This window comes from Thermosynechococcus sp. JY1331 (assembly GCF_031583475.1).
GTDB lineage: Bacteria > Cyanobacteriota > Cyanobacteriia > Thermosynechococcales > Thermosynechococcaceae > Thermosynechococcus.
Map to the genome: position 1 here is coordinate 2362891 of NZ_CP134180.1, position 25183 is coordinate 2388073.

General features: G+C 53.5%; 28 protein-coding genes. 18 read left to right on the top strand and 10 right to left on the bottom strand.

Translation table 11 applies throughout. From position 1 onward, the window contains the following. Positions 1 to 169 precede the first annotated feature (169 nt). From groL to RHJ31_RS11590, 3 genes are all read right to left on the bottom strand, one after another. A complete protein-coding gene (gene groL / locus RHJ31_RS11580) occupies positions 170 to 1807 on the bottom strand; it encodes a chaperonin GroEL (protein WP_206201221.1) in 1638 nt (545 codons plus the stop codon). A gap of 69 nt (positions 1808 to 1876) precedes the next feature. Beyond that, the gene (groES, locus tag RHJ31_RS11585; RefSeq protein WP_149820030.1) at positions 1877 to 2188 is read right to left on the bottom strand and encodes a co-chaperone GroES; all 312 of its coding nucleotides are present in this window, start codon (positions 2186 to 2188) and stop codon (positions 1877 to 1879) included. A 187-nt stretch (positions 2189 to 2375) separates the two neighbouring features. Continuing rightward, positions 2376 to 3200 carry a carbohydrate ABC transporter permease gene (locus tag RHJ31_RS11590; protein WP_225901698.1) on the bottom strand — a complete coding sequence of 275 codons (825 nt, stop codon included), beginning with the start codon at positions 3198 to 3200 and terminating at the stop codon, positions 2376 to 2378. Between the two features lie 438 nt (positions 3201 to 3638). On the opposite strand from RHJ31_RS11590, the gene RHJ31_RS11595 reads away from it, so the two are divergent. From RHJ31_RS11595 to RHJ31_RS11655, 13 genes are all read left to right on the top strand, one after another. After that, positions 3639 to 4271: an MORN repeat-containing protein gene (locus tag RHJ31_RS11595; RefSeq protein WP_302676691.1), complete on the top strand. Its 633-nt coding sequence runs from the start codon at positions 3639 to 3641 to the stop codon at positions 4269 to 4271. After that, positions 4241 to 5524, top strand: coding sequence for a folylpolyglutamate synthase/dihydrofolate synthase family protein (locus RHJ31_RS11600; protein ID WP_315862955.1), 1284 nt, complete (start codon positions 4241 to 4243; stop codon positions 5522 to 5524). Before RHJ31_RS11595 ends, RHJ31_RS11600 begins: the two co-directional genes overlap by 31 nt. Positions 5525 to 5527: 3 nt before the next feature. Next, on the top strand, positions 5528 to 5710 hold the full coding sequence (locus RHJ31_RS11605) for a hypothetical protein (RefSeq protein WP_302676693.1): 183 nt from the start codon (positions 5528 to 5530) through the stop codon (positions 5708 to 5710). 174 nt (positions 5711 to 5884) lie between these two features. Then, a complete protein-coding gene (locus RHJ31_RS11610; protein ID WP_206201216.1) occupies positions 5885 to 6277 on the top strand; it encodes a Fur family transcriptional regulator in 393 nt (130 codons plus the stop codon). A 37-nt stretch (positions 6278 to 6314) separates the two neighbouring features. Further along, positions 6315 to 8672 (top strand): GH116 family glycosyl hydrolase, encoded by a 2358-nt coding sequence (locus RHJ31_RS11615; protein ID WP_302676694.1) that lies wholly within the window; start codon positions 6315 to 6317, stop codon positions 8670 to 8672. Between the two features lie 187 nt (positions 8673 to 8859). Continuing rightward, the gene (locus RHJ31_RS11620) at positions 8860 to 9501 is read left to right on the top strand and encodes an L-threonylcarbamoyladenylate synthase (protein ID WP_206201215.1); all 642 of its coding nucleotides are present in this window, start codon (positions 8860 to 8862) and stop codon (positions 9499 to 9501) included. Between the two features lie 187 nt (positions 9502 to 9688). Next, a complete protein-coding gene (locus RHJ31_RS11625) occupies positions 9689 to 10573 on the top strand; it encodes a PD-(D/E)XK nuclease family protein (RefSeq protein WP_302676696.1) in 885 nt (294 codons plus the stop codon). 376 nt (positions 10574 to 10949) lie between these two features. Further along, positions 10950 to 11480, top strand: coding sequence for a glycosyltransferase family 2 protein (locus RHJ31_RS11630; RefSeq protein WP_302676697.1), 531 nt, complete (start codon positions 10950 to 10952; stop codon positions 11478 to 11480). 381 nt (positions 11481 to 11861) lie between these two features. Then, complete coding sequence (locus RHJ31_RS11635; RefSeq protein ID WP_302676698.1) at positions 11862 to 12311, top strand: hypothetical protein; 450 nt, start codon at positions 11862 to 11864, stop codon at positions 12309 to 12311. Next, a complete protein-coding gene (locus tag RHJ31_RS11640; RefSeq protein WP_302676699.1) occupies positions 12312 to 13469 on the top strand; it encodes a HAMP domain-containing sensor histidine kinase in 1158 nt (385 codons plus the stop codon). It begins immediately after the preceding gene. Next, positions 13466 to 14056 (top strand): PepSY domain-containing protein, encoded by a 591-nt coding sequence (locus tag RHJ31_RS11645; protein ID WP_206201210.1) that lies wholly within the window; start codon positions 13466 to 13468, stop codon positions 14054 to 14056. Before RHJ31_RS11640 ends, RHJ31_RS11645 begins: the two co-directional genes overlap by 4 nt. A gap of 105 nt (positions 14057 to 14161) precedes the next feature. Then, the gene (gene psaM, locus RHJ31_RS11650) at positions 14162 to 14257 is read left to right on the top strand and encodes a photosystem I reaction center subunit XII (RefSeq protein WP_011056052.1); all 96 of its coding nucleotides are present in this window, start codon (positions 14162 to 14164) and stop codon (positions 14255 to 14257) included. A 144-nt stretch (positions 14258 to 14401) separates the two neighbouring features. Beyond that, positions 14402 to 14728 (top strand): hypothetical protein, encoded by a 327-nt coding sequence (locus RHJ31_RS11655; RefSeq protein WP_149820046.1) that lies wholly within the window; start codon positions 14402 to 14404, stop codon positions 14726 to 14728. Positions 14729 to 14735: 7 nt separating this feature from the next. Here the strand turns inward: RHJ31_RS11655 and RHJ31_RS11660 are convergent, their stop codons facing one another. The 6 genes from RHJ31_RS11660 to RHJ31_RS11685 are packed head-to-tail and all read right to left on the bottom strand — an operon-like array spanning position 14736 to position 20375. Further along, on the bottom strand, positions 14736 to 15503 hold the full coding sequence (locus RHJ31_RS11660; RefSeq protein WP_302676700.1) for an E3 ubiquitin ligase family protein: 768 nt from the start codon (positions 15501 to 15503) through the stop codon (positions 14736 to 14738). Positions 15504 to 15547: 44 nt separating this feature from the next. Beyond that, positions 15548 to 16270 (bottom strand): DUF3120 domain-containing protein, encoded by a 723-nt coding sequence (locus RHJ31_RS11665; RefSeq protein WP_302676701.1) that lies wholly within the window; start codon positions 16268 to 16270, stop codon positions 15548 to 15550. A gap of 45 nt (positions 16271 to 16315) precedes the next feature. Then, entirely contained in the window at positions 16316 to 17002 is a 687-nt protein-coding gene (locus tag RHJ31_RS11670; protein WP_302676702.1) for a phosphate ABC transporter permease, read from the bottom strand. 6 nt (positions 17003 to 17008) lie between these two features. Then, on the bottom strand, positions 17009 to 17962 hold the full coding sequence (secF, locus tag RHJ31_RS11675; RefSeq protein WP_302676704.1) for a protein translocase subunit SecF: 954 nt from the start codon (positions 17960 to 17962) through the stop codon (positions 17009 to 17011). Next, entirely contained in the window at positions 17959 to 19389 is a 1431-nt protein-coding gene (gene secD, locus RHJ31_RS11680) for a protein translocase subunit SecD (protein ID WP_302676705.1), read from the bottom strand. Before secD ends, secF begins: the two co-directional genes overlap by 4 nt. A gap of 2 nt (positions 19390 to 19391) precedes the next feature. After that, entirely contained in the window at positions 19392 to 20375 is a 984-nt protein-coding gene (locus RHJ31_RS11685; RefSeq protein ID WP_302677819.1) for an alpha-ketoacid dehydrogenase subunit beta, read from the bottom strand. 162 nt (positions 20376 to 20537) lie between these two features. On the opposite strand from RHJ31_RS11685, the gene RHJ31_RS11690 reads away from it, so the two are divergent. From RHJ31_RS11690 to RHJ31_RS11710, 5 genes are all read left to right on the top strand, one after another. Continuing rightward, complete coding sequence (locus RHJ31_RS11690; protein ID WP_302676706.1) at positions 20538 to 21200, top strand: L-threonylcarbamoyladenylate synthase; 663 nt, start codon at positions 20538 to 20540, stop codon at positions 21198 to 21200. Positions 21201 to 21300: 100 nt separating this feature from the next. Then, entirely contained in the window at positions 21301 to 21936 is a 636-nt protein-coding gene (gene bioD / locus RHJ31_RS11695; protein WP_399375711.1) for a dethiobiotin synthase, read from the top strand. Positions 21937 to 22045: 109 nt separating this feature from the next. After that, positions 22046 to 22606, top strand: a complete 561-nt coding sequence (locus RHJ31_RS11700) for a glutathione S-transferase family protein (RefSeq protein WP_302676708.1) — start codon at positions 22046 to 22048, stop codon at positions 22604 to 22606. Beyond that, positions 22603 to 23061 (top strand): DUF3531 family protein, encoded by a 459-nt coding sequence (locus RHJ31_RS11705; protein WP_286649548.1) that lies wholly within the window; start codon positions 22603 to 22605, stop codon positions 23059 to 23061. Before RHJ31_RS11700 ends, RHJ31_RS11705 begins: the two co-directional genes overlap by 4 nt. Beyond that, positions 23052 to 24380 carry a 16S rRNA (cytosine(967)-C(5))-methyltransferase gene (locus tag RHJ31_RS11710; RefSeq protein ID WP_302676709.1) on the top strand — a complete coding sequence of 443 codons (1329 nt, stop codon included), beginning with the start codon at positions 23052 to 23054 and terminating at the stop codon, positions 24378 to 24380. The genes RHJ31_RS11705 and RHJ31_RS11710 overlap by 10 nt, the downstream gene beginning before the upstream one ends. On the opposite strand, the gene RHJ31_RS11715 is transcribed toward RHJ31_RS11710, so the two are convergent. Further along, positions 24352 to 25158 (bottom strand): CPBP family intramembrane glutamic endopeptidase, encoded by an 807-nt coding sequence (locus RHJ31_RS11715; protein ID WP_302676710.1) that lies wholly within the window; start codon positions 25156 to 25158, stop codon positions 24352 to 24354. The two genes, RHJ31_RS11710 and RHJ31_RS11715, sit on opposite strands and share 29 nt — an antisense overlap. Between the last annotated feature and the right edge of the window lie 25 nt (positions 25159 to 25183).

Here is a 25183-nt window from a genome sequence, read left to right on the forward strand (position 1 = left end):
AAACTGCGAATGTTAAAAAACGTTACATTGAGGGTTATTATAGCAACGCGGCCAGACCCGTTTGGCACCATCCAATAAAAAAGCGGGGTGTGGTTTCCCCGCTGTGAGTGTGACTTAGGTTACTTGCGCTGAACCCAGTGAGTCTGAGGGATTCACCGACGGGTTGGGCTTAGTAGTCGAAGTCACCGCCCATGCCGGCACTGGCACCCGCAGGATTGTTGTCCTTGGGTTCGGGTTTGTCAACGATGATGCACTCGGTGGTCAGCACCATACCGGCAATAGAGGCCGCATTTTGCAGAGCCGAGCGGGTGACTTTGGCAGGGTCAACGATACCAGCATCGAACATGTTGACATATTCATCTTTGGCGGCATCATAACCCACATCGAAGGGTTTTTCTTTGACCCGTTCGACAATGATGGCACCGTTTTGACCCGCGTTTTCAGCGATGCGACGCAGGGGAGCGCTAAGGGCACGCTCAACAATGTTGGCACCAATCAGTTCTTCACCCGTCAGGTGCTCAGCCGCCCAGTTGCTCAACTCAGGTGCCAAGTGCACCAAGGTGGTACCGCCACCGGGAACGATCCCCTCTTCAACAGCGGCTTTGGTGGCGTTAATCGCATCTTCCAGACGGAGTTTGCGATCTTTCATTTCAGTTTCAGTGGCAGCACCGACTTTAATCACTGCCACGCCACCGGCCAGTTTGGCCAACCGCTCCTGCAGTTTTTCTTTGTCATAGCTGGAGTCGGTTTCTTCGATTTGGCGACGGATTTGCTCGCAGCGAGCTTTGACGGCTTTTTCATTGCCTTCGGCCACAATCGTGGTGTGATCTTTGGTGATGGTGATGCGGCGAGCTTTACCGAGCATATCCAGCTTGGTATTTTCCAGCTTCAGACCGGCATCTTCGGTGATCACTTGACCCGCTGTGAGGACGGCAATATCTTCGAGCATTGCTTTACGGCGATCGCCAAAGCCGGGAGCTTTCACCGCAGCCACATTCAAGACACCGCGCAGACGGTTGACCACGAGGGTCGCCAAGGCTTCTTTCTCGATGTCTTCAGCAATGATCACCAGCGGTTTACCGGCGCGAGCCACTTGTTCGAGGATCGGCACTAGATCTTGCACTAAGGTAATTTTCTTGTCGGTGATCAGCACGAAGGGTTCATCAAGCACCGCTTCCATGCGCTCGGTGTCGGTGGCAAAGTAGGGGGAGATGTAGCCCTTGTCAAAGCGCATCCCCTCAGTGACCTCGAGTTCGGTGGTCATGGATTTGCCTTCTTCGAGGGAGATCACGCCTTCTTTGCCCACCTTGTCCATGGCATCGGCAATCATCCGACCCACTTCTTCATCGTTGCCCGCGGAAATTGCTGCCACTTGGGCAATAGCTTTGGAATCTTCCACCGGACGGGCATGTTCAGCAATTTTTTCCACAAGGAAGTGGGTGGCTTTGTCAATCCCGCGTTTCAGGGCAATGGGGTTAGCACCGGCAGCCACGTTGCGCAGCCCCTCTTTCACCATGGCATGGGCAAGAACCGTTGCCGTAGTCGTACCGTCACCGGCAGCATCATTGGTTTTCGAGGCGGCTTGGCGGATCAGCGCCACACCGGTGTTTTCAATGTGATCTTCCAGTTCAATTTCTTTGGCGATCGTCACCCCGTCGTTGACAATTTGGGGGGCGCCAAATTTTTTCTCCAGAACTACGTTCCGTCCTTTAGGACCAAGGGTCACGGCCACGGATTCAGCCAAGATGTCCATCCCTTTTTCGAGGGCACGACGAGCATTTTCGTTGTAGATAATGCGCTTCGCCATAGGTGTTTCCTACCTCAATCGTTCAACAGTGATGAAAAATCGCACAGAAATGTAAGGAGTGTCAGCGACTTAGCCAACAATGGCCAAGATGTCTTTTTCCGAGAGGAGAACGTAGTCTTCGCCCGCCAGTTTCACTTCAGTACCGGCATATTTGGAGTACAGCACTTTGTCCCCCACTTTCACATCCATGGGCTGACGCTTGCCGTCTTCAGTGAGTTTGCCAGGACCGACGGCGGTCACTTCGCCCACTTGGGGTTTTTCACGGGCGTTGTCGGGCAGGAGGATGCCCCCTGCGGTACGTTCTTCACTTTCGCTGACTTTGACAAAAATGCGATCGCCCAACGGCTTCACAGTTGAAACGCTTAGAGATACGGCTGCCATAGCGTACTGTTCTCCCAATTGTAAGAGTATGGATTGATAGCACTCACTGCACGGCTCATCGCGCAGTTTCTGGGGGGCAAGAGCATCACTTACAGTTGTTTAGCACTCTCACCCTTCGAGTGCTAATGTAGCGAGAGACGGTTGGCGATCGCAACTCCTGTTGCAGTACGGTTTTCCGAACGGAACTTTAGCTCTTTAGTCCCGTCGTGGCAATGCCGCGAATCAGTTGCCGCTGACCCAAAATAAACAAAATCATCACCGGCACAGTGGCAATCACCGCCGCCGCCATCATCAACGGCCAATCATTGGTGAACTGCTCCTGAAAACTGGCCAAGGAAAGCTGCACTGTGATCAGTTCTGGCTTAGTGGTAAAGACCAAGGGCTTAAAGAGGTCATTCCACTCCCCAATAAAGGTAAAGATAAAGAGTGTGACCAAGGCCGGTCGGCTCAGGGGCAAGAGAATATGCCAGAGGACTTGCCAGCGATTTGCCCCATCCAAGAGGGCTGCCTCCTCAAGGGCAACGGGCAATGTGAGAAAAAACTGCCGCATCAAAAAGACGCCAAAGCCATTGGCCGCCGTCGGCAAGATCAAGGCGCCATAGGTATTGATCAGATGACCCGCCTTGAGGATGAGGAAAATTGGGATCACCAAAAGTTGAAATGGGATCACTAGGGTTGCCAGCATCAGCAGCAAAATCGTCTGTTGCCCCGGAAACGAAAGTCGCGCAAGGGCGTAACCCGCTAGGGCTGAGGTCACCAACTGGAGCGCCGTTACCGCTAAAGCCACAAACGTTGAGTTGGCAAAGGCCAAGATAAAGTGTCCCTGCTGCCATGCTGCCTGATAGCTCTGCCATGTCCAGCCTTGGGGTGGCAACAATTGGGTAGGTAGGGTTCCCGGTGGCCAGCCCGACGTACAGAGCACCACCAGTAGGGGGCTGAGAACCAGCAACGCCCCCAATGTCAATACTAGGGTCAACCCCAAGGAGTGACCCCTGCCCAAGAGCCGTTTCAGCCCATCCACAACCTTCCGCTCCCCAAACAAAACCCTGCGCCCTTCGGAAAGCCAGCCTCTTGAGAGCTGCATGTCCAATTCTCCCTCATCCCTGCTTTAACTGCCAGTGAGGTACATTCTCCTTCCCCCTTTCATAGAGATTTATCTGCCCCACTCAGAGAGATTTATCTGCCCCACTCAGGGGGTTGGGAGGGCGCTTGAGGACATCCTTGCAATCAAGATTTTGCTCAAGACGCTATCAAGGGAGCACTATACCACCCTTTGCGTCTCGCAAGAGAGTGTTTGACCACCCTCCTGAGGACTTGCTTATTCAAAGTGCTGCAGGCACAGAGACCGATTCCAAGACAAAGCTTTGAGTTTCCTCCCCAAGTTTGCATAGGAGACAAGCTGTGCCAGTTAGAGAAGTTGCAATTGTCCACCCTTGTGGAGTGTCCAGTAATGACTCATCTGTACAACCCAAATCCTGCTGTTATTTACCGCTGGGTGATGAGTTCTTGCCTTGTTGGTTTAGGATGTGCAACCCTGCACTTAGCTCCTGTAACTGCCCAAATTGCCGTCTATGAAGGGCGGCGTGTCACCGGGGATGTTACCATGACACTTCCCGACGGCAGCACCTACAAAGGGGAATTGCTCAATGGTCGCTTTAATGGCCAAGGTATCCTCACAATGGCCAATGGCAACCGCTATGAAGGGGAATTTCGCAATGGCCGCTACCACGGTCAGGGGGTGCTCACCTATGCCGATGGGGGACGCTACGAAGGGGGGTTTGTGGAGGGCATCTTCAATGGCAAGGGCACTCTCCAACTGGCCAATGGTCAACGCTACGAGGGCACGTTTCTCAATGGTCAATACCATGGGGAGGGGGTGCTCACCTTTCCCGACGGTACCCGCTATGAGGGGCAGTTTCTAGCGGGCAAGTATCATGGAACTGGAACGCTCTCCTTCGGAGATGGCACAAGCTATGCCGGACAGTTTCGCAATGGCTTATTTGAAGGACAGGGGGTCTTTACGCTACCAGATGGCTCCCGCATTGTGGCCACATGGCGCAATGGTCGCCGCGAACCCCGCTAATCTGCTTCAATCAGGCTGTGAGTGATCCGCTGACGGCGGCGCTAAGTCCCTACGCCCGCTTTGGGGTGCGCCTTGGCCTTGAACCCATCCAAGCGCTGCTGAGTGCTTTGGGGTCTCCCCAGTTACAGGTGCCCTTGATCCACGTTGCGGGGACAAATGGCAAAGGGTCGGTGTGTGCCTATTTGGATAGTGTTTTGCGGGCGGCGGGCTATCGCACGGGACGTTATACTTCACCCCATCTGTTGAGTTGGTGTGAGCGCATTTGTGTCGATGGTGAACCCATTGCCCCTGAGGTCTTTTTGACCTTGATTCAACACATTGAAGCGGTACTGCCACAGGTGGCTTATCCCCCCAGTCAGTTTGAAGTGATCACGGCGGCGGCATGGTTGTATTTTGCCCAGCAGCGGGTGGATGTGGCGGTGATAGAGGTGGGCTTGGGGGGGCGCTTGGATGCCACCAATGTATGTCAGCCCCCTTTGGTGAGTGTGATTACCTCCATCGGTTGGGATCATTGGCAGCGGTTGGGCAATACCTTGGGGGCGATCGCTGGCGAAAAAGCAGGTATTCTCAAGCCGGGCGTGCCAGCCGTCATTGGCCCTGTTCCCCCCGAGGCAGAGGCGGTGATTGCGCAGCGTTTGGAAGCTTTGGGGTGCCCAGCGATCTGGCCAGAACCGGCACAGTGGTCTGCTGATCGTGCTGGGTGGGCGACGTGGGGTGGCATCGAGTACCCCTTGCCCTTGGCTGGAGAAATGCAGTTGGTCAATTCAGCGATCGCGATCGCCACGCTACAACAGTTACAATCTCAAGGCTGGCAGATTTCCCGAGAAGCGATTCAACAGGGAATGGCACAAACCCGCTGGCCGGGACGACTGCAATGGTTACAGTGGCAAGGGCGCAAACTGCTCATTGATGGTGCCCACAATGCTCCTGCCGCCGCCTACCTACGGCAATACGTGGATCAACTGGGCTGGACAGAGGTGACATGGGTGGTGGGGATGCTCGCCAATAAGGATCATGAGGGGATTCTCAAACATCTCCTGCGAGGGGGCGATCGCCTGTGGTTGGTACCCGTACCGGATCACGCTAGCGCTGACTTAGAGGACTTGAAGGCACTTGCCTACACCTGTTGCCCTGAGTTAGGGGAATGCCGTCTTTTTAAGGAGGTGACTGAGGCACTCGATAGGGCAGGCGATCGCTGTGTGGTCTGTGGCTCCCTTTACTTAATTGCTGGCGTTTTGGGAAAGAACTCATAATTGATGTGGGACACTCGCTTTCAAGGAGACACTTATTTCTACGGCACAGAGCCAAACGATTTCCTCAAAGCCCATGCCCATGACTTTGTGCCCCAAGGGCAAATTCTCTCCCTCGTCGAAGGGGAAGGGCGCAATGCCGTCTATCTTGCTCAGCAGGGATATGCCGTCACGGCTGTGAATGCCTAGGACTGGCGAAAGCCCAGCGCCTTGCTCAAGAACGGGGAGTCGCCATTACTACCTATCACTGCGATCTGCGGGATGTTGACCTTGGTGAAAATGCGTGAGATGGGATGATTGCTATTTTTTGCCATCTGCCACCGGAGCGGAACGGTAAAATCGAGGTAATGTTGTCCTATTGCTATGCCGCCGCGACGCACCCGTAGCCAAGTCATTATTCTCGATGCCCTTAGAGCCAGTGGCCGAGCGCTCTCGGCACAGGAACTATTTTTGGAACTACGGCAGCGGCAAACTCCCCTAGGACTGGCAACGGTTTATCGCACCCTCGATAGTCTGCGCATCAATGGTGAGGTGCAAGCACGGGCGTTGCCCAGTGGCGAATTGGTCTATAGCCTCGTGCAGCAGGATCAACACTACCTCACCTGTTTGCACTGTGGGGCATCGATTCAGATTAACTGCTGCCCAGTCCAGCACTTAGAAGCTGAGCTACAACAGTCCTACCATTTTGAGATTTTCTACCATACCCTTGAGTTTTTCGGTCTTTGTGCCAAGTGCCAAGTGACGGTGCAGCGCTAAAAGGGTATTCTGGATCAGACAGGTCTTCAGAAAGGGTGTGATTGAATTTGCCAACTGTACCTGGACACGGGCGATCGCCCAAGGCTGGGAAAATCCCTACCGCGTTCGCTATGCCAGCAATTTAGACGATGGCCCTTGGCATGGCATGCCGCTGGGGGGGGTTGGCGCAGGTTGCATTGGCCGTTCTTCTGCTGGGGATTTTAATTTCTGGCATATTGACGGCGGAGAGCACATTTTTGGCACCCTAGCGGCCTGTCAATTTAGTCTTTTTGAGCAGGGAGAGCAAACCCAAGCCTACGCCCTAGGGACTCCCCCTAACGATGGCCGCCTCAGCAGTTGGCAATGGTATCCAGCTGGCAAAGGTATCTACGCTGCCCGCTATCCCCGCAGTTGGTTTGTCTATGAGGGGGTCTTTAGCGCCCAGATCACCTGCGAACAGTTTTCACCGATTCTGCCCCACAACTACCAAGAAACCAGTTACCCTGTGGCAGTATTTCTGTGGACGTTTAGCAATCCCACGGATCAGCCCCTCACCCTCAGCTTGATGTTCTCGTGGCAAAATACCGTCGGTTGGTTTCGCAATACCACCCCTTCCTCTGCCATTGAAATCCGCGATGATGGCAGTCCCGTCTATACCTACACGCCCCCTTGGGGTCAAAGTGACGGCAATTTTAATGAACTGATTCAAACGGAGTCCTACCAAGGTTGGCGACTGCGCCGTACGCCCCACCCGAACCCACCCCAAGAAGGCGATGGCGAATGGGCAGCATTGGTTCCCACAGGCCTTGGTGAGTTTTTTGGCTGTAGTCGCTGGCAGCCAGAGGGGGATGGGGCACAACTGTGGCAATCATTTTCGGGGGATGGTTCCCTACCAATTGTCAATGATCCAACCCCAGCGGCAGCGGGAGAACAGGTGGCCGCCGCCTTTGCGGTGCGCTTTGCCTTGGCACCTAGGCAAACAAAACAAATTCCCGTGGTCTTGGCGTGGGACTTTCCTGTGACTGAGTTTGGTAAGGGCGTGATCTATTACCGTCGCTACACGGATTTTTGCGATCGCAGTGGCACCAATGCTATCACCCTTGCCGCCCGTGGCCTAGAGCATTACAAGGAATGGCAACAGCAGATTCGCACTTGGCAAGCGCCAATTCTCACCCACCCCGATTGGCCCGACTGGTTCAAGATGGCTCTGTGCAATGAGCTGTACGTCCTCAGTAGTGGTGGAACCCTTTGGAGTACCGCCAGCGATCGCGACCCCGTGGGGCAGTTCGCCGTTCTAGAATGCCTTGACTACCGCTGGTATGAAAGTCTGGATGTGCGCCTTTATGGCTCCTTTGCCCTGCTGCAACTGTGGCCAGAACTGGAAAAATCCGTAATGCGTGCCTTTGCGCGGGCGATTCCCACCGCTGATCCCACCCGGAGAATCATTGGCTACTTCTATCGCGGTGACCCCGAAACCGCCTACAAAGCCCCTCGCAAACTGGCCAATGCTGTACCCCACGATCTCGGTGCGCCCAATGAGCATCCTTGGGAAAGGACGAACTACACTGCTTATCAGGACTGCAATCTTTGGAAGGATTTAGCTTCTGACTTTGTCCTTTTGGTCTATCGGGACTTTTTGTTCACTGGGGGGACGGATCTCAACTTTGCCCGTGAGTGCTGGCCGGCTATGGTGGCGGCCTTGGCCTATTTGAAACAATTTGACCACGATGGCGATGGCCTGCCAGAAAATGGCGGTGCCCCGGATCAAACCTACGATGACTGGAAGCTACAGGGGGTCAGTGCCTACTGTGGTGGCTTGTGGTTGGCAGCCCTCGAGGCAGCGATCGCCCTCGGCACGATTCTCCAACAACCGCAGGTGGAGACCTACCGCCAGTGGCTCAAGCAAGCTCGCCCCCGCTACCATCAACTGCTGTGGAATGGCGAGTACTATCGTCTCGATACCGGCAGTGGTTCCGATGTGATCATGGCGGATCAACTGTGTGGCCAGTTCTATGCCCAACTCTTGGGTTTGGCGGATATTGTGCCCCCAGACTGTTGCGATCGCACCCTGCGAAAAATCTACGACATCTGTTTTCTCGAATTTCACAATGGCCAGTTGGGTGCCGCCAACGGTTTATTGCCCAATGGTCAACCCGAAAACCCCCACGCTACCCATCCCCTTGAAGTCTGGATAGGGATTAACTTTGGCTTGGCCGCCTTTTTGTGGCAGCGGGGAATGACCCACGAAGCATGGCGCTTAGCCGAGGTGGTGGTACGGCAAATCTACGAGAATGGTCTGCAATTTCGTACACCGGAGGCGATTACGGCCAATGGGACGTTCCGTGCCTGTATGTATCTGCGACCCATGGCCATTTGGGCACTGGCTCTCGTCAGCCGGGGATCACGACCCACCTAAAAGTTTTGTAACCTATTTTACATTGTTTCAGTTTTCTAGGGTAATTGAAACTGCACTCCCTGCGATCGCCTTATCCGTCTCATCATCACATCTTATCTTTCCTCAATTCCCTCTAAAGGCCATAGGGTGTAGGCTCAAGATCAAGAAACAATAGCTTTAGCTTTTCACTGGTTCTGGAGTACGCACCATGACCCCCTTAGCGCGATCGCTAGCTGCCCATCCCACTAGCTTTGCCACTATTGAGCGCTATTTACAGCAAGAAGAAGTGATTATTTTGCCCATGGCTACCGTCTATAGCTTTGTGGTGAATGGCACCAGCCCAAGGGCAATAGCGAACCTACGCCGTCTCAAACACTTTAGTACAGAGCAACCTCTGGCTATTCTCACGCGGAGCGATCGCGCTGCTGAAGTGGCAGAACTCTCTCGAGATGCTAAAACCATGGTGGATCACTTTCCCTATCCTGTCACCATGATTGTCAAGGGTAAACCCCACCTCGATCCACAAATTATGCAGGGGTTTAACTGTGTTTATCTGGCCTGTCCCGACCAGTTCATTTACGATCTAGTGGGGGCTTTGCCCTTCTTTTTAGTGGCAGCAACGGTCAAGGTGGGAACGGAACTGATTGTCAACTTTGAGGATGCCCAAAAATACTACGGCGAGCAGGTACCGCTGATTGTGGATGGCGGCCGCTGTCGCTATGGGCGGCGGGGCACACTCGTGGACTTTACGCTGGCATACCCAACAATCATGAACTTTGGTCCTGTATCGGTGGATGACTTACGACCCATCTTGCCCCATATTATTTTGCCCTCCCATTTAATGAAGTAGATATAGTTCATTTGAGAAGTAGCCCCTTTGACTCCCCACTATGTACGACCGACCAGAACCTGAAGCGGGAGCTATGATGCAAGATCAGCCGAAATAGACTTAAAGATAGCAGGGAGGGTGTAGTCATCCTTTTGAAGCGGAAATCTTTAGAATGGGGTTACAGGTCATCTCATAATAGCCAGTTTTAATGGAGCGAGAAGAAATTATTGCGCTCATTCAGCGTGAGCTACCGCAGCTTGTGGCTCAAGACCCCAGCTTGAGAGATTTCATCCTGCGCACGGTCTTGGACGTTTCTTTGCCTCGCCGTGAGGCAGATATCAAGTTTGACCGTATCCTCACGGAACTACAGCGCGATCGCGAGGAACAGGCCAAGCGTTGGGAAGAACAGAACCGCAAGTGGCAAGAACAGGATCGCCGCTGGCAAGAACAGGCCAAGCGTTGGGAAGAGCAAGACCGCAAGTGGCAAGAACAGGTTCGACGTTGGGAAGAACAGGATCGCCGCTGGCAAGAACAGGCCAAGCGTTGGGAAGAGCAAGACCGCAAGTGGCAAGAACAGGTTCGACGTTGGGAAGAACAGGATCGCCGCTGGCAGGAACAGGCCAAGCGTTGGGAAGAACAGGATCGCAAGTGGCATGAGCAACTTGCAGAGATTCGGCGTCTTGACAAGCGGTTTGACAGTACAATTGGTGCCCTTGGTGCTCGCTGGGGAATTGCTTCAGAAACCAGCTTTCGCAACGCCCTCGCTGGCATTTTGACGGAATCCTTTGGGGTTGAGGTTTTGAACTTAACCCTCTACGACCATGAGGGTGAAGTCTTTGGCCGCCCTGATCAAGTGGAGCTAGACTTGATTATCAAAAATGGCTTAACCATTGCCTGTGAAATCAAATCTTCTATTGATAAGGCAGGGATGTATATTTTTGACCGTAAGGTAAATTTCTATGCGCGGCATCACCAGCGCCAAATTGACCGCAAAATTGTGATTTCGCCAATGGTTGATCCGCGTGCACGACCTGTGGCTGAGGCGCTAGGGATTGAACTCTATAGTTATGCCGACTCAGTGGAGGGCTTGTAATAAACGATAATGCGGGTGAAAATGCCCCACCACTAGGCCAGGCTTGGAGCATTGGAATCCCGCACCTGTATTTACGAGCCCTACAGCATGACTTGGCTGCAGCACGTCTTTATCAGTTTTTGCAGTTCGGGTCAGTTGAGTGGCTGTTGCTCTCTAGGTACCTACAATTCTTTGGGTAACGCCACCCTATGCTACGGTAGGGGCAAGAGGTACTGCAATTTTTGCCCGCCGCCACCGTCCCTAGTGCTGCTGCTTGGGCATTATTCGCCAGTGCCATTACCCTTCTTACTTCTACCTTTGCTGCACCGCGTATTTGTGCGGCGCTATTGATCTAGGCTGGCTTAGGATTTAAAGGCATTCAATCGTAGGACGTTGTATGACTGACTACACTATATCGGCATCCATCGTAACGAAGCAAATACCTAAGGTTAGTATTGGTATGCCAGTTTATAACGGTGAAAAATTTATTCGTGACGCACTCGATTCATTATTGGCGCAAACCTTCACCGACTTTGAATTGATCATTTCAGACAACGCTTCAACCGATCAAACGGAAGCCATCTGTCGGGAATATGCCGCTAAGGATAAACGGATTCGCTACGTGCGACAAGCCCAGAATTTGGGCGCGGCAGCGAATTTCAAGTATGTGCTGGATGAGGCAAGGGGAGAATATTTTATGGGGGCAGCGGCAGATGATAAGTGGGATCCAAGATGGATAGAGATTCTTTTGCCTATCTCTGCTCGCACTCAATGTATTGCCTTTGGCACATTACAAACTATCGATAGCAGTAGCAATCCAATGCTACATCCTGCCAATAGACGAAATTTCAGCTATACAGGATCAATACTCAGTCGAAGATTGAAATACTGTCTGGAACCGGCTTTCTTGGGTAGTTCAGTTTTTTGACGAGAATCAAGCGGTGTTTCGTATAGCGACAAATCTAAAGCATCTGAGTGATCCTGAATACTTTGGGAAGAAGCTATTGGACGAGTTGCAATATTTGCAACTGGAACTCAGTCGTCGCTGCTCGATAGGGCATTGGAGCCTTGATTGGCTGCCAGAGCTACTGGTCACTTAGAATGTCAAGTTTTGTTGCAGAATTCAACACTTCTGCGTAGTACTCTTATGTGAAATAACTAAGAAACTATATCACTAGTAAGTTGAGACTCGAAATTTTGTAACCTATTTTACATTGTTTCAATTTGTGAAGCTGCGACAATGGTGACCAATGGGCTGCCCGTTTATGATAGGGGATAGCGCGTCAACAGCCACTTCTTTAGATAACCTATGGATAATCTCAGCCAACGTTACCTACGTCTGTGCCAAGCCTATAGCCAACTGGCAGAACGCTATACCAAACTTGATATTGACCACATGACGCTGCGGGAAAAACTCGTTCCTTTTCTGATGGCGTTCAAATATTACAAACAAATGACAGAGCAGCTCACGGCTGAAAAAGAGGCGATGCAACGGGAACTCAATGATCTGCGCGATCGCTACCAGTTGCTGGTAAGTCAAAACGGCAATGCCCCCATCAATGAAGAACTGCTCAGTGCCCTTGCTGAAGCAGAGGAGCAGATGGGACTCATTGAAGAAACCCTCAAAGAACAGGAGGCGGATCCGGATCCCAACCTGCTTCCCATTGAAAAGCAATTGCTGGAAGAATATACAAAGGGGAGTGGTGATTTTCAAGCGCTGCTTCCACAATCGTCGAGTCACTCCGGGGTTACTGCCTAGATGCTCTGGCCAGCCAGTGAAGAATTTGCTGCCCTCTGTCGTACCCAATTAGAACTCGTTGTTAACAGCTTGGGTGCCTCTTCACTGGCGGTCTATCTGAGTGAAACCCTCAACGACTCCCCCTCATGGTCTCCCGTTGCTGTCTATCCAGAGGCGACCGCCCCCCTGAGCTTACCGTTTCCCCCGACCCTACCACCGCCAACGCAAGCAGCAGAGACCCCGTTAAGCCATCGCCCTCAACAGGTCGTCTCGTCCTTGGCCAATCAACTGATCCTGCCCCTGATGTACCAAAATTGGGTCTTGGGGGTACTGGTGGCGCAGCGGCAACACCGTCCTTGGCTGGCGGCAGAGCAGGCACAATTGCAACAGGTGGCGCAAACACTGGCGATCGCCTGCGTCTTGGATCAACGGCAACAATGGCTCAGCCACTCCCCTGCCAACCCACTGGATCAACAGCAACAGCGCTTTGATGACCTGCTCCATCAACTGCGCAATCCCGTGGCCGCCATTCGCACCTTTGTCAAGCTTCTGCTCAAACGGTTGGAACCCGATCACCAAGGGCGCCCTCTCGCCGAAGGCATTGCCAAGGAAACAGAGCGGCTCATGGCATTGTTGGAGGACTATCGCCAACAGCGCAACGAGATTCCCGCCCTCACGGGCAGCCAGCCCCTACCCCTTGCGGGTAAACCCCTCGATCTAGCTGGAACCCTCTCACCACTGATCACCGCCGCCCAAGCCCGTGCGGAAATGGAGGGCAAAACCTTTGTCGTGGAGAGACCGCCCCAACTGCCGCCCATCTGGCTAGAGGAACGGGTGCTTCAGGAGGTCGTGGGCAATCTGCTGGATAATGCCTTTAAGTACACCCCCAAAGGCGGCACCATTGGTTTGCGCTTGACCCTCACGCCCGCAGTCTTAGAATTAACGGTTTGGGATACTGGCTGTGGGATTCCTTTGGAGGTGCAGTCACGGCTCTTTGAACGGGGCTACCGCGGGATTCAAGCCAACAGTGGGATTGAGGGCAGTGGTCTGGGGTTGGCGATCGCGCAAGATTTGCTGCGTCCCTATGGCCTCAGTCTGCGGGTCACCAGTCCTTACGAGGGCGATCGCGGTACGGCCTTTACACTGACGATTCCCTTGCCAATGAAGGTGGAACGATGAGTGCTCTGAAACAGCGTCTTGCCAAGATCAGCAGTCAGGGGCATCAATTCCTTGTGGTGATCTTTGCCCTACCCCTATTGATCTCCGCCACAACGGGAATCGCCCATCGTCTTGGGCGCAGTTGGTTTGGGCTATCTAAAGACTTTGGGCGAGCGATGATGACCCTTCATGAAGGCCGCTATCTGGGGGAATGGGGCGTGCCGCTCTATGTGTTGGTCATTGGTCTGGGGTTGCTGGGAATCATTGCCACGGGTTTGGCTCTCCTGTGGGGGCGATCGCTCCCGGCGCAGTGGTCAGCACGGCGGCTGCATCATCTTTTGGCTGCCATTGCAGCATTGCCTTTGCTTGTGAGTGCCACGACGGGAATGGCCTATCGTCTTGGCCGCAACTGGTTTGGCCTCTCCAAAGAACAGGCGGCGATTTTCCTGAGCCTACATCAGGGAACCTATTGGGGCGAGGTGGGGCGTCCCTTCTATGTTCTTTTGGTGGGTCTGAGTTTGCTGACACTTCTGGCCACGGGACTCTCGATGCTGACTCTCCTGCGACGGCTGCCCCACTGGCGTCCTAGGGTGACCCCGGAGACCTAGCTGCGAAATGTTACAAACTATGAGCAAGCGTTGCCAAAGGTAAGCGCCTATGGAGTAATAAATACAGCACTTGATCGCGACTGTTATTCCACAAAGGAGTTGTTCATGGCGCTGACCGATACCCAAGTTTACGTTGCCCTTGTGATTGCTCTGCTGCCTGCGGTGTTGGCATTTCGGCTGTCCACTGAGTTGTACAAGTAGTTGCGCCTGTTATTGCTAACTGGCTGCATAACGTCATTTCTCCAAACTAAAATTTATCAGGCGGTTCCCGATGTTGTTGGTAAGACAAGGGGGCTGCTTTTTTCTTTTTATACTGATAGACAACTCGCCGTTCATGGTTTAGTCATGGTTCACTCTCCTCGAAAAATTCCTGCGATCGCTTGGGAAGCGGGTGCCAAAATTGCAGTGAATCTGATCCTGCTCGCCTTTGCCCTAGGGGCGATCGCCAAGCTGGTGCCCTATCAACTCAGTCAACTGCAAAAGCTCCATGCCCTCGAAGCAGAAGTGGCGCAGCTGGAGGCACGAGTTAAGGAATTGCAACTGGAACAGGAGCGCGATCGCCAACCCCAAGCACGGCAGCGCATTGCCCAAGAGGAGGCCAATTTAATTGCCGCCAATCAGCGGCGGATCATCTGGGTACAACCTAAAAACCCCAAGCAAGAACCGGACTAAGCCCAGCCTAAAACAAGGCCAAGACTAAACCACAGACACCACAGAGGGCAGCACTGAGGGACGCATAGGTCATTTTCCGTTTTTGCCGCTTGTACTGCTGGCTAAGTTGATCCTCAACACTCAGGGAAATGATGAATTTTTGTCCCCGCTTTTGTGGCTTTTGCAGGCGGAGTACCCCCCCCTGATCCGAGGCCATGCCCACCACTGAAACAGGTTGCCCCAAGGGCAGCACCCACTCCTGATAGCGATAACCCAGCGTCGTCGTGCTACCAAAGCGCCAATTCAATGACAAGAACCCTAAGGAAAAGGCAAAAGAATGGGGTTTATCCGCAGGCCGCAGTTCGTCTAAGACCTGCATTGCTTCAATCTCAGCGCCGAGGGGGTTTACCTCAATTTCCCCCTGATGATCTCGCAGAAAAAATAGGGTTGACTGCTCATGGCGGCCAATAATTTCCGACTGGCGTTCTCGACGATTGTGGCGATCGCTCCCCTCTTTTTCATACTCGCGGCTGATGATTGTTTTGTAATAAACACAGGGAATACGCTTCACTTCCGAGAGCAAGGGTTGAGACGTGGTGACTTGGCCAACCACCTGCACGTACTCGCGCCAACTGCCGCTACCGATTTCCTGAGCCACCTGTTGCTGGCATTGCTGTAACTCACGAATAGAGCTAGGGTTGGCCACCTTCATTGCCTTTAACTTCAGCCGATAATAGCCCTCAAGGGCAAAGAGAAAGGCCGACCCCGTTAAGCAAAGGTGAGCAATAACCCCCATGACTGGCGCTCAATCCCTCTCTGATGGTTTTAGAGAGAACTGTCTTAACTCAAGGATAATAAACCAATGGTGAGGCCAAAGAGACCATCAACAACGAGCGTACTCAAGACAGCGCCCATAAATCCCCACACAGGCAAAACAGCGGGATAGCCACGACGAATCTGGGATTCAAAGAGGGGCAGCAAACCAATGAGGAGCAAACTCAGGCTCAAGAGAACCCCCCACACTTGGCCACTAAAGGTCTGGGCTTGGGCGATCGCCTGTGCCAGCATCTCCTGAACGGAAATCACATCCCCTTCAAGGTACATGATGGCTCGCCAATGGGGGATCACATCAATCAGGTAAAAGTAGGCATCGGTGATGGCGGTGCCCAGAAAAGATCCCAAAAAAAAGAACACCCCCACCAGTTGCTGCCGCTGCCGTAGGTGCCAGAGCATGAGCGGAATGGGGAGCGCCTCAATGGGCAAGTGCCACAGGGGTTCCCAGCGCAACCATGCCCAGTAGAGCGACCCTGCCCCCCAGCACCAGCTAAATCCATAGAGCATCTCCCCCCAATAGCGGCAGTGGGGTTGGCGTTGGAGATAGAAACTAAGACCTAGAAGCAGCGGCGTCAGAGCCAAACTCAGCCAAGGCTGTGTCCGCACGAGGGGCGCTTCAATAAACACGGGAACCGACACCAAGAAGGCAGCAAAGCCAAAAAGGAACCAAGCCAGCCGTGAGCCAAGGCGCAGCGCAGGAAAAACCGAGGGGGAGGTAAGAGCAGTCAAGGGAATATCAGGAATTGTTAACTTTTATTTCTTTCCTTTAAGGTATCACAGGCTGGAACGTCGTGGTCGGGGCGATCGCCGAGGGGCTTTTGAACGCGCTTTGCGCCGCAGTGTTTCTGATAGATCAATAAAGGCATCCCGCTGCAAAATGGGGTAGGTGCCAATCCAGAGGCGATGGCGGGGCAGGAAAACTTCAGAAATCAGTTCAATCTCTGCCAGATCAGGACGACGGGAGAGAACCAGCATTTCCGCTGCATCGCCGGGGCGAATCCCTCGATGTTGACGCAGTAACTTGGCCTGCACTCTGGTTTCAAAGCCGATTTTATCACCAATCTCCAGATTCAAGCAGCGTTCACGGTTCTCGATAATTACCAGTTGCCCCTTGTCGTTCACCGTCTCCTCTTTGCCCACCAATTCTTCGGTGACATAGACATCCAAGACGCGCCCGCGCCAAAAACCCCCATAGGGAAACCGCCGATGGCGACGATTGCGAAATGAGGCCAATACTGCCGGTGCCCAGAGCCAATAGAGACCTGCAATCAGACCCAAAACCAGTTGGGTGCTATCCCCTAAAAAATTCAAACCAAAAGCAACAATGGCCACCGCCACCACAGAGAAGGTTAAGCGTCGTAGAAAGTCCTGAAGTTTGCCCCAAACATAGCGATACTGGGAACCCGTGGCCACCAGTGGCACCAATTGACGGACTTTTTCTTGGGTGAGGGGAATGAGCACAACCAGTTAGGGCGTAGGCGTTGTCTCCAGTGTATTCGTGGCGGGACGAGGCGGCTGGCGATCGCGCCACCAAGCAAGGAGGGTACTGGCAATAAAAATACTGGAATAAGCCCCCATCGTGAAACCAATGATCAGCGCTAGGGCAAAGTAGCGCAGCGTGTCACCGCCAAAGATGAAGATCGTAATCAGGGGCAGTAGGGTCGTTAGGGTGGTATTAATCGAGCGGCCAAGGGTTTGCACAACCGCCTGATCCACCACCTCTTTAATGCCAAGCTCTGGGTTGAGCTTCAGGGTTTCCCGCACGCGATCGTAGATCACCACCGTATCGTTCACAGAAAAACCAATGATCGTGAGCAGCGCCACAATAAAGAGGCTATCAATTTCCACCCCTGCCACGAGTCCCAAAATGGCAAACACCCCCGTGGTCACCCACACATCGTGGACAAGGGCGACAAGGGCAAAACAGGCATAGTCAAACTGAAAACGCAGCGTGAGATAGATCGTAATGCCAATAAACGACACCAAGAGCGCCAGCAACCCCGATCGCAGGATTTCTTCGCCAAGGGTAGGGCCAACGGTCTCAATCTGCGTTTTCTGGGGGTCAAAGTCACCAATTTTCTGCGTGAGGGCAGCACTGAGGCGAGTGCGCTGATCCACATCGAGGGGTACCGTCCGAATACTCACCCCGTACTGATCAATAATTTGCAGGCTGCTGTTGCCTAGGCCTTGCTGATTAAGCACTTGACGCACCGCATCAATATCAATCGGCTGAGAACAGGTCTGCGTAGCGCTACAGGCCAGTTCAAATTGCAGCCGTGTGCCACCGATAAAATCCAAGCCCAAGCGCAGGGGACTCCCTAGGGACACCCAAGAGATGGCCATTGCCACAAGGCCACTGAGAATGACTACTAAGGATAACCCCCACCAGAGCGATCGCTGGCGATTGACACTAAAGCTCATCGAAAGCTCTCCAGTTTTGGACAGAACCAATTGGGCTTACGCAGACTGGGAATGCTAATGGCGTAAAACAAGAACGTGCGACTACAGGTCAGCGCCGTAAACATACTAATGCCAATGCCGATGGCAAGGGTCACAGCAAAACCGCGCACAAACCCTGTCCCCAAGGCAAAGAGGGCAGCACAGGCAATCAAGGTGGTGACATTGCTATCGAGAATACTGGCAAAGGCGCGATCGAACCCCGATTCAACGGCACGGTAGAGGGTTTTGCCTGCCCGTAACTCCTCGCGGGTGCGCTCAAAAATCAGCACGTTGGCATCCACCGCCATACCAATACTGAGAATAAAGCCCGCAATCCCCGGCAGTGTCAGCGTCACCCCAAACAGCAGAAACGCCGCGTAGGTAAAGATGGCGTAGAGAATCAGGGCAATGTCGGCAATCAATCCCGGCAGGCGGTAGTAGGCCACCATAAAGATCAGCACCAACACCAAGCCCGCCAAACCGGCATAGAGGCTATCGCGAATGCTATCTTGACCCAGCGAAGCCCCCACCGTGCGGTTTTCCACCACCTCGAGGGGAACGGGCAGCGCCCCCCCTTGTAACTGAATGGCTAAATCATTGGCAGTTTGGGCAGTGAAGCCACCGGAAATCTCTGCACTTCCGCCAACAATCCCTGTTTCTGCATATTCCACCGCCACCGTTGGCGCACTAATCAGGCGATCGTCAAGAAAAATCCCCAGGCTGCGCCCCGTGCCAGCAATCTCCTTGGTCAGTTGGGCAAAAAGTTCAGCCCCTTGGCTGTCAAAGCGGACAATCACACTCCAGTTCGGGGATCCCGGGGCGACGGGACTGGCAAAGGCTTCCCTGAGCATTGCGCCTGTCAAATCCGAGGGCGTGAAGAGGCGGGCGATCGCCTGTTGGCTTTTTTCAAGGGATTCACGGTTTTTGGCCAGCTTTGCCTCAATCTCCTTCAGGGCATCAGGATGATTGGCATTTTGAGCCTGCTCCGCCAAGAGTTGCGCCTGTTCCAAGAGCAGTTGCGACTGAAGTTGCCGCTCAATTTGCAATTGGGTCTCTGTGCCCGGCTTCTGGGCGGCAAAGAGCAGTTGTGCCGTCCCCTTAAGAATCCGTTCCGCCTGCTGAGGATCGGTGACCCCCGGCAATTGCACCAAGAGCTTGTCATCCCCAGCAGTTTGCACCACAGCTTCGGCAACACCCAAGCCATCAATCCGCCGTTGCACCACCCCTTGCACTGCCGCCAGCACTTGGGGCGTAATTTGGGGCACCTTGTCCGTGGTTTGCACTTGCAGCGTCAGTTGGGCACCCCCCCGCAGATCTAAGCCCAGTCGAGCCGGTGTGCGCACAATCACCCAAGTGGCGGCCATCAGCAACACCAAAATGACAATCAGCCAGCCGCGATATTTACCCATGGTTAGACCTGTCCCTGCACCAGCTGCTGCACGGCCGCTACAATTTGGGGCGGTTGCACAATTGTGAGATTCTCTAGGGTACCGTTGTAGGGGGTGGGAATATCTTGGGAGGAAAGGCGGACCACAGGGGCATCCAGTTCGTCAAAGTAGCGTTCCATAATCGAGGCCGAAAGCTCAGCCCCAATGCCACCGGTTTTCATGCACTCTTCGACAATCACCACCCGATGCGTTTTACGAACCGAGGCACCAATTGTCTCAAAGTCCAAGGGTTTCAGGGAAATCAGGTCAATGACCTCTGGATCATAGCCCTCTTTTTCCAGTGTCTTCACCGCTTGCAGCACATGGTGGCGCATCCGCGAGTAGGTCAAAATGGTAACATCTTCGCCACTGCGGACTATCTCAGCTTTATTGAGGGGCAGCAGATATTCCTCTTCTGGAATATCCTCCTTGAGGTTGTACAGGAGTACATGCTCAAAGAACAGCACTGGGTTGGGATCACGAATCGCCGATTTGAGCAAGCCCTTGGCATTGTAGGGGGTTGAGCAGGCAACAATTTTTAATCCGGGGACTGCTTGAAAGTAGGCTTCAAGACGCTGCGAGTGCTCTGCCCCCAATTGCCGGCCAACACCGCCGGGACCGCGAATCACAATCGGAATTTTAAAGTTGCCGCCAGAGGTGTAGCGCAGCATGCCAGCATTGTTGGCGATTTGATTGAAGGCCAAGAGCAAAAAGCCCATGTTCATGCCCTCGACAATGGGACGCAAGCCGGTCATTGCTGCCCCGATCGCCATGCCGGTAAAGCTATTTTCAGCAATGGGGGTATCCAATAGACGCAGTTCACCATACTTTTTGTAGAGGTCTTTGGTGACTTTGTAGGAGCCGCCATAATGTCCCACATCTTCCCCCAGCACAAACACTGTGGGGTCACGCTCCATTTCTTCATCAATGGCAGCACGAAGGGCATTAAACATTAAGGTCTCGGCCATGGTTGCGCGGCATACACTCATTAAGGACTATTTCCTAGGGTAGTTGAAACTGCACCGCTTGCGATCATGCTTATCAGACTCATCATTAAACGCAATCTATTCTCAACTCCCCCTAAAACCTATTGAGCATAGACTAGAGATCAAGGGCGCATTTACTGCCTAATGATTTTCGGAGTACCAAACATGACCACCTTGGCGCGATCGCTCCCCGCTGATACTCGCAGCTTTCAAACCATTCAAACCCACTTGCAGCAGGATCATGTCATTATTCTGCCCATGGCCACGGTCTATAGCTTTGTCGTCAACGGCACGAGTCCAAGGGCGATCGCGAAGCTGCGTCGTCTCAAGCACTTTAGTACGGAACAGCCCTTAGCCATTCTCACCCGGGGCGATCGCGCGGCTGAAGTGGCAGACCTCTCCCAAGAGGCAAAAACCCTGCTGGCTCACTTTCCCTACCCCGTCACTATGATTGTCAAGGGCAAGCCCCACCTAGACCCACAAATTACGCAGGGTTTTGATTGTGTCTATCTCGCTTGTCCCGATCGCTTTATCTACGATCTCGTGGGTGCCTTGCCCTTCTTTTTGGTGGCAGCAACGGTGAAAGTGGGGACGGAACTCATTGTCAGCTTTGAGGACGCCCAAAAATACTATGGCGAGCAAGTGCCGCTGATTGTGGATGGGGGGCGCTGTGCCTATGGACGGCGGGGAACCCTCGTGGACTTCACCCTTGAATACCCAACCATTATGAACTTTGGCCCTGTGTCTGTGGATGACTTGCGACCAATATTGCCCAACATTATTTTGCCGTCACATTTAATGAAATAGATATAATGATTGAGCATTTTCGCGTTAGGGGGGCGTCACTATTTCTCAGCATTGCCAGTCCCTACTGATTACGGGTGTGGATACCGGTGTGGGCAAAACGATGATCACGCGGGCACTGTGGTCTTACGCCCATCGCTATCGTCCCCAAGAACGCTGGGGCATTCTCAAACCAATGCAGAGCGGTACTGCGGTCGAAATCGGAGACGGTGACTACTACTGCCAAACTCTGCCCCTGCAACAAACCGCCAGTGAAGTGTGTCCCCTCAGTTTTGCAGCACCCCTTGCGCCTCCCATTGCCGCCGAGTTGGAACAGCGCACGATTGATTTAGCCCCTGTGTGGCAAACCTACCAGCAGCTTCAGCAGCGATTTGATTACCTTTTAGTTGAAGGGATTGGCGGTCTAGGGTCGCCCATGACTTGGGAGTGGACGGTGGCGGACTTGGCAGCCGCTTGGAAGTTGCCCATTGTCTTGGTGGCAACGGTGCGCTTGGGGGCGATCGCCCAAATTGTTGCCAATATTGCCCTTGCGCGGCAGTACAAGCTGGACATTCGCGGTCTGATTCTCAACTGTGTCACCCCCTGTAGCGACACGGATATTGCGCAGTGGACACCACCAGAATTTCTCAGCCGTTTTACCCAAGTGCCCGTGCTGGGGGTGCTGCCCTGTGGTCAACACTCCAATGAGGAGTTGGCGGAAATGGTCGCCGAATGGCCGCTGCATCTGCTTTGGCGTTGAGGACTGTGAGGCAAGAAATCATTTTGCGGCCGATCAAAGCGCATAATAAAAGTGACTTAGATTAAAAGTGACTTAGATTAATTGACACAACAGATCGCTGAACTGACCTATGCTAAAGCTCTATGGTGGTGCTAAATCCCGCGCCAGTATTGTTCGCTGGTATTTAGAAGAATTGGGAATTCCCTATGAATTTGTGCTGATGGATCTACAAGCCGGGGAGCAACATCAGCCCGACTTTCTCAAACTCAACCCCATGGGTAAAGTGCCTGTGATTGTTGATGGGGATGTCGTGCTCTGGGAATCGGGGGCGATTTTGCTTTATCTTGCCCAAGTTCACGGTGAATTACCTAAGGATGCGGCTGCCGCTGCCCAAGTTTATCAGTGGGTGCTGTTTGCCAATTCCACCTTGACACAGGCAATGTTTCCGCCTGAAACGCGCGATCGCCAGCTGCCGCGACTACTCAAAGGCATTGAGACCGCCCTCATGGGGCAATCCTACATTCTCGGCAATGACTTTTCCGTTGCCGATGTCGCCCTCGGGTCAGTGCTGGCCTATCTACAGATGCTCTTTCAGGTGGATTTGAGTCCCTATCCTGCAGTGGCGAACTACGTGGCTCGCTTGCAACAACGGCCTGCATTCCAGAAAGGCTTACTGGGGGCTGGGGTATGAATGTGATCTTTCGTGAGGTCGATCCCTTTGATTTATGGATTTGGGTGGAATTTGCCGCACCGCCTTCATCCGTTGAGCAGCAGTACCTTGAGGAAGTCTTTAACTCGTGGTTTTTCCTCGGGAAGCTGGGGGGATTCAATGCTGAGAATCTCCAAGTCCAAGAAACGGGGTTAGACCTCAGTCACCTAGAGTACGATCGCGCCCAGGCTGACAGTTCGATGATGGCCGTGATGCACAATATGGGCGAGTTTGAATACAACGATCGCTGGGCACGCTGCTGGTTTGACTTGGGCACCAGTGACGCTTTAGCCTTGGATGTTCTGATTAATGCCCTCAGCCAATTTAGTGAGGACTATGTACCCTTAAAAACGCTTGTCATTGGCGGTGACAACCCCGAATGGCCGATCGCCACCAGTGAACAGCGGGAAATGATTGAACAATCGGCGTGGAACTAAGTGCGCGGCGTCTTGCCCTCGATGCCCTAGAACGGGTGGCCAAGGGAGCCTATGCCGATGTGGCGCTCCATCAGGTGTTGCAGCAGTATTCCCACCAAGGGGGCGATCGCGCCCTGATCACTGAACTGGTCTATGGGACTATCCGCCAACAGCGCACCCTAGATACCCTTGTTCAGGGGTTTTGTCAGCAACTGCCGCCCTTGAAGGTACAGTTAGTGTTGCGCCTTGGCCTCTACCAACTGCGCTATCTGGATCGCGTTCCCCCCCATGCTGCCGTGGACACCAGCGTTGAACTGGTCAAAGAGATGGGTTTAGGCGGCTTTGCCAAGCTGGTGAATGGCGTTTTGCGCCGTTACACCCGTTCAACCTGCGATCCCCTTGAGGCTTTCATTGCTCCCCTGCCCTTGGTCTCCCAACTGGGGTGTCGCTATAGCTTTCCCGATGAGCTGATTGCATCTTGGTTGGAGCGTTTAGGACAACAGGAGTGTATTGCCCTCTGTCAGTGGTTTAATCATCCCCCCCGCCTCGATCTACGCCTCAATCCATTGCGAACAACGGCTAACCAACTGATGGCTGACTTTGCGGCGGCAGGCTGTGGCGTCAAACCAATTCCCGACTTGCCCCAAGGACTCGTCCTGCCCCACTGTAGCCAACCCATGCAGTCACTCCCCGGCTATCGTGAAGGGCACTGGTCAGTTCAGGATCGGGCGGCGCAATGGGTGAGTCATCTACTGGATCCGCAGGCCGGTGAGGTGGTGATTGATGCCTGTGCAGCGCCGGGGGGCAAAACCACGCATATTGCTGAGTTGATGGCCGATCAAGGCCGCGTCATTGCCTGCGATCGCACCCCCAGTCGCCTGCGGAAATTGCAGCAAAATCGCGATCGCCTCGGCCTGAAGAGTATTGAAATTCACACCCTTGATAGTTCAACAGCAGGGGATTTTGCAGCGATGGGCGATCGCGTTCTTTTAGATGTGCCCTGCTCCGGTACAGGTACCCTCCACCGCCATGCCGATAGCCGCTGGCAACCCCTGAGAACACGCTTGGCTGAACTCCTACCCCTACAAGCTCAACTCTTAGCCAATGTTTGCCAGTGGGTGAAACCCCAAGGTTTGCTTGTCTATGCCACCTGTAGCCTAGAACCTGCCGAAAATGAAGCCCAGATTCAACACTTTTTAGCTCACCATCCCCAGTGGCACATTGAGCGGCCACCCCCAACCTTTCCCCTCAAAGCTACCCCCGAAGGCTGGATCACCGTGTGGCCGCAACGGCACGATATGGATGGCTTTTTTATGGTGCGGTTGCGACGCGGTAGCTAAGCCCCAAGGCCACCAAAATTAAAAGACCTACCCCCATCAGGCCAGCGATCGGGTTGCCATTGATGCCGGTTAGCCACTCTGGCGCTACCCCCGTATAGCTCACCAATTTGCCCACGTTGACACCAAAATAAGCCCAGACCAAGCCACCGTGGAGTCCCATGGGAAAGCCCAATCGTCCGCCAAAGATCCATTTACTCAAACCAAGAATCCAGCCCAACAGTGCCAAGCCGAAAAACTGCGGCCATGTGGCCAAAATGACCTCCAAGGGATGCAGATAGTGCAACGCGGCAAAGATCAGGCCATTGAGCACCAAGGCAAACCATGGTTGGTACTCTAGCTCTAGCTCCTGCAACAGCCAGCCACGAAACAACAATTCCTCAGCAAAGCCCACAGCAACACCGGTGAGGACGCCATCCAACAGCAGTAGCCCAAAGCGATCCGGTAGCCCCTGCCACGTTACCCAGCCCAAGAGTCCTTCGATGAGAAATAGCAGGGCAACCAAAAACACCCCCGCCAGCCAGCCCAGCAGGGCATCCCGCCCAAAGTTCCACCCCCCCTTAAGGCCATAAAACACTAGGGGCGATCGCTGTTGGTGTACCCGCCGTCCCCAGACTCGCAGCAAGAGAATAAAGATGAGGTACAACAGCCCCATATTGACAAAGCTGGCAGCACCGCCCTCTCCCCAGAGAAAATAGATGCTCAAACCGATGGGCAGCCACAGCAGCACCAGCGTTAGGGCAAAACTAACGATGCGAATCCAGAAGGGACGGCGGATCATTTGCCGCCAAAACTGAGCGAAAAGT